The organism is Hyalangium sp. (assembly GCF_035629615.1).
Taxonomy (GTDB): domain Bacteria; phylum Myxococcota; class Myxococcia; order Myxococcales; family Myxococcaceae; genus Hyalangium.
Window position 1 is genome coordinate 19,726 of the sequence record NZ_DASPHO010000361.1, and the last position, 11,952, is coordinate 31,677.

At 68.8% G+C, this 11,952-nt stretch carries 10 protein-coding genes; 4 read left to right on the forward strand and 6 right to left on the reverse strand.

Features of this window, described 5'->3' with window-relative positions; all coding sequences use genetic code 11:
* Positions 1 to 114: 114 nt before the first annotated feature.
* Complete coding sequence (locus VD972_RS18520; protein WP_324988794.1) at positions 115 to 939, reverse strand: hypothetical protein; 825 nt, start codon at positions 937 to 939, stop codon at positions 115 to 117.
* Between the two features lie 122 nt (positions 940 to 1,061).
* Between VD972_RS18520 and VD972_RS18525 the strand changes: the two genes are divergently transcribed.
* Together VD972_RS18525 and VD972_RS18530 are read left to right on the forward strand one after the other, a co-directional pair.
* Positions 1,062 to 2,447: a hypothetical protein gene (locus VD972_RS18525; protein ID WP_324988796.1), complete on the forward strand. Its 1,386-nt coding sequence runs from the start codon at positions 1,062 to 1,064 to the stop codon at positions 2,445 to 2,447.
* Between the two features lie 100 nt (positions 2,448 to 2,547).
* Positions 2,548 to 3,513, forward strand: a complete 966-nt coding sequence (locus VD972_RS18530; protein WP_324988798.1) for an aldo/keto reductase — start codon at positions 2,548 to 2,550, stop codon at positions 3,511 to 3,513.
* Here the strand turns inward: VD972_RS18530 and VD972_RS18535 are convergent.
* Complete coding sequence (locus tag VD972_RS18535) at positions 3,504 to 5,516, reverse strand: protein kinase domain-containing protein (protein ID WP_324988800.1); 2,013 nt, start codon at positions 5,514 to 5,516, stop codon at positions 3,504 to 3,506. The two genes, VD972_RS18530 and VD972_RS18535, sit on opposite strands and share 10 nt — an antisense overlap.
* A gap of 166 nt (positions 5,517 to 5,682) precedes the next feature.
* On the opposite strand from VD972_RS18535, the gene VD972_RS18540 reads away from it, so the two are divergent.
* Positions 5,683 to 6,531 carry a DUF2911 domain-containing protein gene (locus VD972_RS18540; protein ID WP_324988802.1) on the forward strand — a complete coding sequence of 283 codons (849 nt, stop codon included), beginning with the start codon at positions 5,683 to 5,685 and terminating at the stop codon, positions 6,529 to 6,531.
* Here the strand turns inward: VD972_RS18540 and bshA are convergent, their stop codons facing one another.
* From bshA to VD972_RS18560, 4 genes are read right to left on the reverse strand one after another with little or no spacing between them, the layout of a single operon-like run.
* Positions 6,532 to 7,695, reverse strand: coding sequence for an N-acetyl-alpha-D-glucosaminyl L-malate synthase BshA (bshA, locus tag VD972_RS18545; RefSeq protein ID WP_324988804.1), 1,164 nt, complete (start codon positions 7,693 to 7,695; stop codon positions 6,532 to 6,534).
* A complete protein-coding gene (gene bshB1, locus VD972_RS18550) occupies positions 7,692 to 8,498 on the reverse strand; it encodes a bacillithiol biosynthesis deacetylase BshB1 (protein ID WP_324988805.1) in 807 nt (268 codons plus the stop codon). Before bshB1 ends, bshA begins: the two co-directional genes overlap by 4 nt.
* Complete coding sequence (bshC, locus tag VD972_RS18555) at positions 8,495 to 10,147, reverse strand: bacillithiol biosynthesis cysteine-adding enzyme BshC (protein ID WP_422653662.1); 1,653 nt, start codon at positions 10,145 to 10,147, stop codon at positions 8,495 to 8,497. Before bshC ends, bshB1 begins: the two co-directional genes overlap by 4 nt.
* Positions 10,148 to 10,171: 24 nt before the next feature.
* Positions 10,172 to 11,170, reverse strand: coding sequence for a peptidoglycan-binding protein (locus VD972_RS18560; RefSeq protein ID WP_324988809.1), 999 nt, complete (start codon positions 11,168 to 11,170; stop codon positions 10,172 to 10,174).
* Positions 11,171 to 11,467: 297 nt separating this feature from the next.
* On the opposite strand from VD972_RS18560, the gene VD972_RS18565 reads away from it, so the two are divergent.
* Positions 11,468 to 11,952, forward strand: a 485-nt coding sequence (locus VD972_RS18565) for an aldehyde dehydrogenase family protein (protein WP_324988811.1), incomplete at its 3' end; no start/stop codon positions are given.

Below are 11,952 nucleotides of genomic sequence, written 5' to 3' on the forward strand. Positions count from 1 at the left end.
GCGAAGTCCGAAGGCAGGGGAACGTCAGCCAGGACGGGCGCATCGTGGATGCGTGAGGCAGATGCGTGAGGCAGATGTGAGGCACCCGCCTGGCTGCCACGAGGGGCCGCCGGCTCACATCTTCTGGCCCGTAGGCCCGATCATCTCCACCTGCTTGTTGTTCTCGTAGCGCGTGGCGGTGCTGGGGTAGCCGTCGTCCTCCCACTGCTTGCTCCAGCCCTGGAGCTGGCCGGACTTGTACTCGGCCTGCCGGGTGATGGTCCCGTTGGGCGCATACGAGGTGTGCAGCCCATTCTCCCGGTCCACCTTCGGCTTCTCGTTGTCATACAGGCCCTCGGACGAGCGCCCGCCGATGGTGTGGTACGAGATGTCCCAGCGCAAGAGCCCATTCTCGTAGTAGCGCTGCGCCTTCAGCTTGCCCGTGGACTTGTAGAACCACAGCGCCAGCCCGTGCGGCTTCGGGATGCCCCCGCGCGATGTGGGCGGCAGCCGGCAGTCCACCGCGTGCTTTTCCGCGTATACCTTCGTCCCCTCCGGGCACTTCAGCATCCCGTCCTTCAGCTCCGCGCGCGTCTGCGTATCTGAGATCCATGAGGGCACCTTCGCTGGTGCCACCGGCGTCCAGAACGCCTTCTGATCCGCGGGCACCTGCGCCCGCCGGGCCTTGTTCTGCTCGTTGGCCGTGTCCACCATCTGCTGCATCTTGATCGCCTGCTGCAGCGACTCGAGCTGCCGGTCGACCAGGCCCTTCATGTTCTCGGGAGCCTCTTCACGGCTCGCCTTCAGCTCGGCGATGGAGGCCTCGAGCTCCTGCACGCGAGGGGTGCTCACGGACTTTCGATCACCGGTAGTGGGGGGCTCGCTGGGAGCCTGGGCGAGCGCAACGGAGCTCCACAGCAGGGCGAGGAAGACAGTGCTCAGCAAGCGAAGAGAAGACATGGTCGGGTTAGCTCGAACGAAGGGGTGAGACTGCAGGTCCAGACAGCGGAGCCTGCTGGAGAATACCCAGGACGCTGGCAGTCGCGAGGCCTTCATCATGATGAGTTACAATGATGCTCCCCATGCTCCTGCCCCTCATGGCCCTCCACTGGGCTCTGGCCGCGAGCCCTGCTTCCGCCGAGCGGAGGTATGCGCCTTGTCCCGTGTCCTCCCCCAGCCATGCCGAGGCTCGGAAGCGCTTCGAGGCGCTGGACGCTCAGCTGAGCGCGCTGGCGGAGAGGGCCGACACGGCGCCGGTCGTGGCGGAGCTCCGGGCCGTGCTCGACTCGAGCTGCTTCCAGATGAGCCGCGAGGAGTGGACGCGTCCGCGGGAGGGCGTGCATGCACTGGCCCTGAAGACGTGGTGGCAGGAGGGCGGACGCGCGTGGGTGGCGTCGTACCTCGAGCTCGGCCGGCCGGGGGCGCGCACGATCGCCATGCCTCCGGAAGTGCGCGAGGTGCTCGCGAAGGAGAGCGTTCCACCGGAGCACTGGCTCGCCGGGTTGCTGTGCCCCACAGGGGAGGCCGGGTGTAGCGCGGAGACACGTCCCTGGCGCGATCGGCTGGAGGAGACCTTCCGTCAGGCGCAGGAGCGGCAACGGCGCCAACCTCCACTGCCCAGGCCCGCGGGTTGGGAGCTGCCGGACTGTGTCGCGCTGGCCCGGAGCAAACCCCAGCGCTGGCGCTATACCGTCTGGCGGTCCTGTGTCAGCGGCCAGCGCCCGCACAGCTGGAGTCTGCCACTCGCACGCCTGTCAGCACCCGCGGACGGGTGGTTCGTGCTGCGGGGGCGACGAGGTCACTACTCCTTCTGTGACGACGTGCGCGCCTATCACCTGCGCACGGGCGCGGCCTACATCTCCGAGAGCTGCATCGGACTGGAGCCCACCGCAAGTGGGGAGTACCTCCGCGTCTCGTGGCAGGAGCTGAGCAAGGCGCGCAAGGCCTGGGTGCGCGTGGGGACGATCGACCCGGAGAAGGTGCGAGAGCTGTCGTGGGCGCTGATGCTGGGCGCGGAGGCGAGCTCGCTCCATCGTGAGGCGCAGGTCCTGACGGTGCCGGAGGACTTCCCCGTGGAGCGGCGCGAGAAGGACTCGGACACAGTGGAGGGAGGCGTGTCTGGCGGGGTGTCGTTCAGCGGGCACTCCGGACAGACGCGGCTGGACTGGAGCTGGTTCAACCCGAGCGGCGGGGTGCTCACCGGCCACTTCACCTGGCCCGATGCGTCCGCGCCCGCAGAAGCCCACGCGAGCAAGCTCGTCCGAGAGGCGGAAGCCACCTTCTCGCAGGGGTGCCCGCCGCTGCCGCCGCCGCTCGAGGAGCTGGGCTTCACCCGTCCCAGCTCCTACGCGAGGCCCGTGGACAAGCCTTGGGAGCTCAATGAGAGCTCACGGGAGCGCATCGAGGCCCTGCGCGCCTGGAGCCCACCCGCATCCTGTTCTGGGGCGTCTCGCAGCACTCCTCCCTGAGTTCAGCTCTGCTCGGGCCCCTGCTCGTTGCCCTCTGAAGCAAAGCGCGGGAGAGTCTCCGCCGGCCGCCTCTCAACGAGGGCCTCTGGAGGGACACACGATGGAGCGTCGAAGACTGGGGCGTTCGGACATCCAAATCTCCGTCGTCGGGTTGGGGTGCTGGCAGTTCTCCGAGGGATTCGGGATTGTGGGCGGCTGGTGGGAGGCGCTCCCCGCCGAGACCGTCCAGGAGATCATTGAGGCTTCCCTGCGCGGCGGCATCAACTGGTTCGACACCGCCGAGGCCTATGGGAAGGGTCGCTCGGAGCGAGCGCTCGCCGCCGCTCTCACCCGCCTGGGCAAGAAGCCCGGTGACGTCGTCGTCGCCACGAAGTGGTTGCCCCTCATGCGCACCGCCTCCAGCATCGTCAAGACGATCGACCAACGGCTTGAGTGCCTGAGCCCCTTTGCCATCGACCTGCACCAGATCCACCAACCCTTCGCGCTCGCCACGGTCGAGGCCCAGGCCCAGGCCATGGCGGAGCTGGTCCAGGCAGGGAAGATCCGAACGGTGGGCGTCAGCAACTTCTCCGCGAAGCGGATGCGCGCGGCCCACGCGGCGCTTGCTCGCCGGGGCATCCCGCTCGTCGCCAACCAGATGCCCTACAGCCTCCTCGATCGGAGGATCGAGTCGAACGGCGTGCTCGCCGCCGCCAAGGAGCTGGGCATCACCCTCATCGCCTACTCACCCCTGGCCCAGGGCCTGCTCTCCGGCAAGTTCCATGACGACCCGTCGCTCATTCGCAAGAGCCCGGGACCGCGCAAGTTCCTGCCGAACTTCCGCGCCAAGGGGCTCGAGCGCAGCCGCCCGCTCGTCGAAGAGCTCCGGAAGATCGGCGCGGCCCATGGAGCCACTGCCTCGCAGGTCGCCCTCAACTGGCTGGCCCACTTTCATGGCGACACGGTGGTCGTCATCCCCGGCGCGACGAAGCAGCGCCATGCCGAGGAGAACGTCGGCTCCATGGGCTTCACCCTCTCGCAGGACGAGCTGCGCCGCATCGACGAGCTGTCTCGGAGTCAGCGGTAGTCCAGCTGCTTGAGGGCCAGGCGCACCTCAGGGGCGAACCTCCCTGTGGGCTCCAGGGAGAGGTACTTCTTGTAGGCCTGCTCCGCTTCCTTCTCACGCCGGGTGAGCTGGAGTGCCATGCCCAGGGCGAACCAGGAGCGGGCCGTGGCGTCAGGCTGTTTCACGACTTCCTGGAGCAGCGCCGCCGCCTCTCGGAAGGCACTGGCGCTGGTGCTGCCCATCACCATGCAGAAGCCCAGCCCTTCCTTGGCCTCCAGTGAGCTCGGCGAGAGCGCCAAGGCTTTGCGGAAGTTCGTCTCGGCGGCCTTGAATTGGGAGGCTGTGACGGCGCTCCGGGCCTGGCGGATGGCCAGGGCATAGTCCTTCCCGTTTGCCGGGCCCATGGCGCTCTCCGGAGGAGGCGTCTCGGGGATGACTTTCTGCGGCTCCGCCACCGGGGTAGCGGGGGGGGGCAGTTCCGCCTTTGCCGCCTCCTTCTCGTACTGCAGCAGGAGCTTGCCCACCCGGGGGGCCGTCTGGTGCTGGGGATCCAGCTTCAAGAACTGGGTGTACTGCTTCTCCGCCTGCGCCACCTGGCCCAGCGCGGCGTGCGCGTCGCCCGCCAGCAGACGGCACTCGGCATTCGTAGGCTCCAGGGCAATGCACTCCCGGACGCGCTCGGCGGCCTGCTCGTACTGCTTCTTCTGGAAGAGCACGTAGCCGTCCTTGTACGCCTGCCTGGCAGGGATGGACAGCAGCTGCACGGGTGGCAGGCGCTCGTGAGCTCCCGTGATGTCAATGGGAGCAGCCTCCGGGATGGCCTGGGGCTGCGATGTCCGCACGAAGGCCAGGATTGCTCCTGAGATGAGCAGCGTGAGCCCCCCAGCCATCGCGGCTCCCTTCCACATCGTCCGGGAATGAGAGGAGGCCGTGGGCGCCGAAGGCGCTGTCCGCGCCGTGGAGCGGGGCCTCGGGGCCTGGGCTCGCGGTGTGGGCGGGGGGAAGGAGGGGGGGCGCGGCTCACCGCGCCACAAGGCGAGCTGCTCCCGGAATGAGCGGGGCACCTGGACGGTCCGCCCCTCTTCGATCAGGTCCTCGCGGAACAGCTCTTGAACGAAGTGCGCAAGCGTCATCCCCGAGAAGCGCGGCGCGGCGGTGTAGAGGAACCCCGCCAGCGCGTCACTGAAGGCATGACAGGAGGCGTACCGCTCCTCGCGGCGCACCTTGAGCGCGCCCAGGAGGATGTCCTCCAGCTCCTCTGGCAGCTCCGGGTTCACCTCCCGAGGGCGAGGGAACTGGCCCTGCATCAGTTTTTGCTGCACGACGTATTGGGGGCCCTGGACCGGGAGCTGTCCGCACAGCAGCTCGTAGAGCACGATGCCGGTGGCCCACACGTCCGTGCGCGCATCCACCTCCTCGCCTCGGGCTTGCTCCGGCGAGAAGAACAGGTACTTGCCCTTCACCACCCCTGGCTCGGTGTTGAACCCGCGCAGCTCCCGTGCCTTGGCAATCCCGAAGTCGACGATCTTGACCTGCCCCTCGTAGCTGACCAGCACGTTGTCCGGAGAGATGTCCCGGTGGACGATCCCGAGGGACTTGCCGCTCTCGTTCTGCCGGGTGTGGGCGTAGTGCAGCCCCCGGCACATCTCGATGCCGATGAAGGCAGCGAGCGGGACGGGGAGGGTGGACAGCCCGGTGCGGAGCGCGCGCTTGAGGATCCGGTGGAGCGGCTGGCCGTCCACGTACTCCATGGCCAGGAAGTACTCCCCGTCCACCCGGCCGAAGTCATACACCTGGGCGATGTTGCCGTGCGACAGCGTGGCGGAGATACGGGCCTCGCTGACGAACATGGTGGTGAAGGCATCGTCGTTGGCGTACTCGGGCAGCACCTTCTTGATGAGCACGGGCTTGGTGACGCCGGCCTCTCCCACCAGCCGCGCACGCCAGGTCTCTGCCATGCCGCCGCGGCCGAGCCGCGCCATCAGCTCGTAGCGGCCAAACTGCTTCCCGGGTTCAAGAGCCATGCGACGGCCAGTGTACCTCATGGGCTTGCGCCAGGACGGCAGGGAGGCGCCCGGTAGCACCCGGAGTCCGGCCTCGCGGTTCGAGCACGGAATGGTTGGCGAGAGGGGGGGCCCGGACTATAGAGACCGGCCGCTCTTTCGCCTTTCTGAAGTGAGGACCGTAAGGATGATGATGAAGACTGTCTTCGGATATGTGTGCGCTGCGCTCGTCGTGCTGGCCTCGGCGCCCGCGGCGGCTCAGCTCAAGCTGCCGGTTCCCAGCCCGGCGGCCAAGGTGTCGCAAGAGGTGGGGCTGACCGACATCTCCATCGAGTACTCCAGCCCCGCCGTGAAGGGACGCAAGATCTGGGGGGACCTGGTTCCCTGGGACAAGCCGTGGCGCACCGGCGCCAACCAGGCCTCGAAGATCACCTTCAGCCGCGACGTGACCTTCGGCGGGAAGCCCGTGCCCGCGGGCACCTACTCCATCGTCACCCTGCCCACGCCGAAGGGCTGGACGATGGTGCTGAGCAAGGAGCTGGGGCTGTGGTCCAGCAAGCCCTACGATGCCAAGGATGACGTCGTCCGGGTCCCCGCGACGACCGCCGCCATCCCTCACCGCGAGCGCCTGCTGTTCCTCTTCAGCAACACCACGGATAACGACACCTCGCTCGATATGGAGTGGGAGAAGCTGCGCGTCTCCGTGCCGATCAAGGTCGACACGGGGCCGCAGACGCAGGCCAACATCAAGTCGGCGATCGACAATGCGTGGCGCGCCCCCAACGCTGCCGCTCGCTATGAGCTCGAGACGACGAAGAACTACGACGCGGCGCTGAAGTATGCGGAGCTCTCCATCGCCATCCAGCCGACCTGGTACAACCACTGGACCAAGGCCGAGGCCCTCGCCCAGAAGGGCAACTACGCGGAGGCCCGCAAGTTCGCGCAGATGTCGTGGGACTTGGGGGAGAAGAATCCGGGCTTCTTCTACAAGGACGAGGTCAGCAAGGCCCTCACGGACTGGAAGAACAAGAAGTAGTCAGCGGCCCGCGGTGCCCGCTACGAGGCGGCGGTAGAGGGCCTCGTAGCGGTCCATGGCTGGGGCGAGCCTGAAGCGCTCGAGGACCCGCTCCCGGGCCCTCCGAGAGAAGGCGGCCCAGCGAGGCGGGTCGCTCACCAGCGAGAGCACGTGGCGGGCCATGCCTTCCACGTCGCCCACAGGGGACAGGAAGCCCGTCTCCCCCCGATCCACCAGCTCCGGGATGCCTCCGATGGCGGTGGCAACCACCGGGATGCCGCAGCTCAGGGCCTCGAGCGCAGCGAGCCCGAAGCTCTCCTGTTCGCTCGGCAGGAGGAAGACGTCGGAGGCGGCGAGCAGCTCCACGAAGTGCTCCTGATTGCCCAGGAAGGCCACGCGGCCCTCCAGCCCCAGCTCCCGGAGCCTGCGCTCCGCGGGGGAGCGCTCGGGGCCGTCCCCGATCATGAGCAGCCGGCACGGCCGCTGCCGGTGGACCTCGGCGAAGGTGGCCACCACGTCGCCGATCCGCTTGACCGGCCGGAAGTTCGAGACGTGGACGAGCACCGGCTCGGTCTCCTCCAGATCCGGGAAGAGCGGCCGCAGGCAGGCCCGGTCGCGCACCGGCGCGTAGCGCACCGTGTCTACGAAGTTGGCGATGACCTGGATGGGGAAGCTCTCCGGGATGCCGAAGCCCTCCCAGGTGGCCTGCCGGAGGAACTCCGAGGGCGCCGTCACCGCGTCGCTGCGCAGGATGGAGAAGCGCGTGATGGGCAGGTAGCTGGGATCCGTGCCGATGAGCGTGGTGTCCGTCCCGTGGAGCGTCGTGACGATGCGCGGCGCCTTGTCGCCCAGCACCTCGCGGGCCATCCACGCCGCCGTGGCGTGGGGCACCGCGTAGTGGACGTGCAGGATGTCCAGGCGCTCGTAGCTGGCCACCTCGATCATCTTCGAGGCGAGCGCCAGCGGGTACGTCCCCGAGTGCTGGAGCGCGGGATAGTCGCTCTCGGTCACCTCGTGGAAGAAGATCTGCCGGCTCGTGCCGCGGAGGCGCACGGGCAGGTCGCGCGCGATGAAGTGCACGCGGTGGCCGCGATCCGCCATCGCCAGACCGATCTCGGTCGCGATGAGGCCGCTGCCTCCAAAGGTGGGAAAGCAGGTGATGGCCAGGTTGAGACGATCGGTCATCGGCGCTCGGGGAAGAACAGCGGCCGAGCAAAGCTATTCCGGCGAAAGTGATCCACCGGATCGGTCAGGCCTGGCGTCTCGCGCAGGATGTAGGGCTCGCCGTAGGCGACGCCGATCCGGGCGCCGTAGAAGCCATCGCGCGCCTCGAGCGAGGTGAGCGACAGGGGCGAGCCGACCAGGGTGGGGGGAGCGTCCGCGCGCGGCTCCACCTGGCTCGCATAGCAGCGGATGGCCTCCTGCTTGCGCTCGAAGGCCGCGGTCACGTCGACGACGAAGCTCGGCTCGGCCAGGTGCCGCATGGGGTAGTAGAGGACCTGCCTCGGCGTGAAGGCGGCGGTGGGGGGCTCGGTCTCGAACCTCCGGACGGACGCGAAGAACAGCGCGCGAGTCAGCAGCGCGCTGGCGGCCTCGTGATCCGGGTGGCGCTCCTGCTCCCACGGGGCGATGACGAGCTCGGGGCGCAGGCGCCGGAGGACTTCGACCACCCGTGCCACGGGCGCTGTCCGAGCGCGCTCGGCCTCGGGTCCATCGAAGCCGGACCAGGGGGTGAGCCAGGCATCGGGCAGGCCGAGGTTCTCCCGGAGCGAGAGCCCCAGCACGCGGGAGGCCGCCTCGGTCTCCGCGGCGCGCGTCTCGGGAGTGCCGCGTGAGCTCTTCTCGCCCCGTGTCAGATCGACGATGCCGGTGCGGTAGCCGAGGCCCGCCATGCGGGCGAGGAGTCCACCGCAGAAGAGCTCGACGTCATCAGGATGTGGGCCGAAGGCGAGGACTTCCAGGCCATATCCTGAGTCGGCCGCGCTCATGGCTTCAGGTCCTTCAGGCTGCCGGAGAAGGGCTCACAGGCCTCCAGGACGAGGCGGGCGAAGCCACGAGTTCCAAAGCGGGACGCGTAGTAGGGCAGCCCGTAGATGCGCTCCTGTGGGGCGCCGTCCGGGGCCAGGTAGGTCTGCAGCCGATCCAGGCGTTCGACGGTGACCTGATCCCGCTGGGCGACGGCTCGCCCGTACTTGGCCACGAGGCGGGAGAGGGCTACCCGGACACTCTCCTCGGTACGCTCGATGGCGTGGGAGAAGCTCGGGTCGAGAGTGGCCATCTGCTTGCCAAGGCGTGCGAGCTCAGGGGCCAGGGTGCCCATGAGGCGGGTCTCGACGGCCTCGGGTGGGTCGAAGCCTTCCCCGGCGCTCCGGGCGGCCAGCCGGGCCAGCAGCTCCTCTCGCGGCGCGCTCACCTCGTCCGGCGAGAGGCCCAGCTTGTCGAGCAGGCCGCGGGTACGGTCGTCGAGCACCCGGAGCCGGGCTCGCGGGACGACGAGCGGCATCGGGAGGCCTGCGAGCTGGTAGAGCGGGGCGAGCTGGGCGAAGTACGCGATCTCGCCGGGCCCGCCGACGTACGCCGCCGTGGGCAGCCAGGTATCCTGGAGGATGGGACGCAGCAGGGCCGAGGTCGTGAAGCGGAGGGGCTCGCGGTCGAGCCAGGAGAGGAGCTCCGCTGTCGTGACGGAGGCGCCCTCCGGGTGGCCCACGAGGCTCCAGGTGCCCGGGGAGACGGGGTCGAGACGGTAGCGTGGACCTTCGATCCCATCGGGCGAGAAGAAGCTGAGCGGCGCGCCTGGGCGGATATGGACCTGCTCGGAGAAGTCGGCCTCGGCGAGTGCGCTCCCGCGCTCGGCGAGTGCGGACGCGATGGCCGAGGCTTCCTCAATGGCTCGACGGTGGACAGGCGCGGCGAGCGGGGCGAGGCGCGCATCGCGCGGGTCGAGGAACACGAGCCCCTCGTCGGCGAAGAGGGCCGAGAGGACCTGGGCGAAGGCGTCGGCCATGGTCGCCTCGGGGCGATAGGCGCGCTCCAGCAACTCCAGGTGCTCTGCCGCGTGGGGCTGACTGCCCAGCTCGGTGCGCAGCGCGGCGAGGGCGCGGGTGACGCTCTCGCCCAGGCCTCGGTGGGCGACCGGGACCCGCGAGGTCGCCGCGTCCGGGTGCTCCAGGGCCGTGCGCAGGGGGGTACCCGTGCCGCGGGGCGTGAGGCAGTGGTCGATCTCGGGGAGATCGTGGTCCTCGGTCTGCAGCCAGAAGACGGGGACGCACGGCCGGCCTGTCTCTTCGGCGAGCACACGGGCGGCGGCGATCGCAGAGGCCGCCTTGTAGACCGTGAAGAGCGGCCCGAGGAAGAGCCCGACCTGCTGCCCGGTCACCACGGCGACGGTGCCGGGTCGGGCGAGCAGCTCGAGGTGGCGCTCCCGGGCGGGGCTGGGCGCGAGCCGCGCGTTGCGGGCCACGAGCGCTTCATGGAGCGCGGGGGCCAGGGAGCGGGTGGAGGCTGCAGCCACGGCCTCTGCGCGGGAGGCTCGGTGGCGGAAGCGATCGGGGAGGAAGGAGAGGGCCCGCGGATCGCCGCGGAGCCAGGCGCTCGAGAACGAGGATGTCACGGGCGCCTGATAGCAGGTCCGGTGCAGCGAGGCGACGGGGAAGGGGGCGGCCTACGGCACAGGGACTCGGCGGAATGACTTGATCCGGTCCCAGTCCACCGAGCTCATGGTGACGCCCTTGCCCCCAGCGGACTCGATGGCCTGGCCATTGCCCATGTAGATGACCACGTGACCGATGCCATTCTTGGGCTGGTACATGATCAAGTCTCCAGGAGCCAGCTGCTCACGCGTGACGGGCTTCAGGAACTTCGTGTCCGCGTGGAAGGTTGAGGTAGACGCGAGCCCGCGGGCCGCGAGATCGACGCCCAGCTGCCGGTAGGCCGCCACCACGAACCCGGAGCAGTCGAAGACCCTCGTGCCCTTGGGGTACTGCCACACCGTGTCCGAGCCGTTCACGCTCTTGTGGGCCTTCCCGTCCCAGGGGACATCGCCGAAGCGGAACGGGTTGACCGCCGCGTACGGCGTCCCGATCATCGACTTGGCCCAGTTGAGCATCGACTCGATGCCCTTCGAGGCTGGTGCCCCGGGGCCTGTGACGGGGCCCGGGCCCGCGGGCGAGCCCGGCTGGGCCAGCGCTGCCCACGTCTCCGGACCGACCACGCCGTTGGCGCTGAGTCCCTTGCTGCGCTGGAACTCGATGACCGCGCGCTGCGTCATGGGGCCGAACTTGCCGTCCACCCCGCCCGTGCGAACGCCATGCTGCTCGAGCTGGGTCTGGAGCTTTTGAACGTCAGGGCCCATGTCGCCCTTGCGCAGGGAAGGGCCGGCGGGAGTCGGCGCAGGAGCGCCAGGCGCCCTGGCCTTCAGCGCATTCCAGGTCTGCGGCCCTGCCTTCCCATCAACGGTGATGCCCGCCGCGCGCTGAAACGCGCGCAGCGCCGCTTCGGTCTTGGGGCCGAAGGATCCATCGAGGCCCTGGGGATTGAAGCCTGCGGCGAGCAGCGCCTTCTGGAGCTTCAGCACCTCGGGCCCCTTGCTCCCCTTTTGCAGCATTCCTCCTGAAGGACTCGTGTACGGCGTGGTCTGGCGACGGGTGGCGGCGACGGACATGGTTTTCTCTTGGGTACGGCTCTCGGCGACGGCCTTGCACAAGAGCGGTGTATGACAGAGTCCTACTGCAGCCTGCATGCCATGCGTGGGAGCGAGAGGTCGCGCGAGATGCGGTCCAGGAGCTTCAAGGGGTTGCACTCGGAGTGCGGAGAGCTGGAGGAGGGGGGGGGTGACAACAGCCACCGGATCAGGGTGGTGACGACTGTCACCACCTGTGACTGCTGTCATCACCCCCGTGAGCACTCCCCGTGGCACGATGGCCGCCTGTGTTTTCGTGCCTTCTCCCTGGGAATTTCCATGTCGAGCCTCTTTGAAGACCTCTTCTCGGCCGAGGTCCCGGCCTCTGCCCGCATTCCCGAGCACACCGAGCAGCGCGAGTACCTGGTCGACGGCAAGCTCCTCATGTGGCAGGGCGAGCTGAGCCCGGTCCGCAGCCCTGTCTGTGTGAAGACACCCCAGGGGCTCGAGCAGAAGATCATCGGCGCCACGCCGCTGCTCACGTCGCGGGAGTCTCTGGCCGCGCTCGACGGGGCGGTGCGCGCCTATGATCTGGGCCGCGGGGTGTGGCCCACGATGCGGGTGGCCGAGCGCATCGAGCACGTGGAGCGCTTCATCGCCCGCATGCAGGAGCAGCGGCAGCCCGTGGTGAACCTCCTCATGTGGGAGATCGGCAAGACCCAGAAGGATGCCGAGAAGGAGTTCGACCGGACGCGGGACTACCTCGTCGACACCCTCCATGCCCTCAAGGAGCTGGATCGCAACTCGGCCCGTTTCGTCCAGGA

Bases quoted from the DNA above. Each gene is read 5' to 3' on its own strand.
- VD972_RS18520 (WP_324988794.1), bottom strand. From the start codon at position 939: ATGTCTTCTCTTCGCTTGCTGAGCACTGTCTTCCTCGCCCTGCTGTGG.
- VD972_RS18560 (WP_324988809.1), bottom strand. From the start codon at position 11,170: ATGTCCGTCGCCGCCACCCGTCGCCAGACCACGCCGTACACGAGTCCT.
- VD972_RS18530 (WP_324988798.1), top strand. From the start codon at position 2,548: ATGGAGCGTCGAAGACTGGGGCGTTCGGACATCCAAATCTCCGTCGTC.
- VD972_RS18540 (WP_324988802.1), top strand. From the start codon at position 5,683: ATGATGATGAAGACTGTCTTCGGATATGTGTGCGCTGCGCTCGTCGTG.
- bshA (WP_324988804.1), bottom strand. From the start codon at position 7,695: ATGACCGATCGTCTCAACCTGGCCATCACCTGCTTTCCCACCTTTGGA.
- bshB1 (WP_324988805.1), bottom strand. From the start codon at position 8,498: ATGAGCGCGGCCGACTCAGGATATGGCCTGGAAGTCCTCGCCTTCGGC.
- VD972_RS18535 (WP_324988800.1), bottom strand. From the start codon at position 5,516: ATGGCTCTTGAACCCGGGAAGCAGTTTGGCCGCTACGAGCTGATGGCG.
- VD972_RS18525 (WP_324988796.1), top strand. From the start codon at position 1,062: ATGCTCCTGCCCCTCATGGCCCTCCACTGGGCTCTGGCCGCGAGCCCT.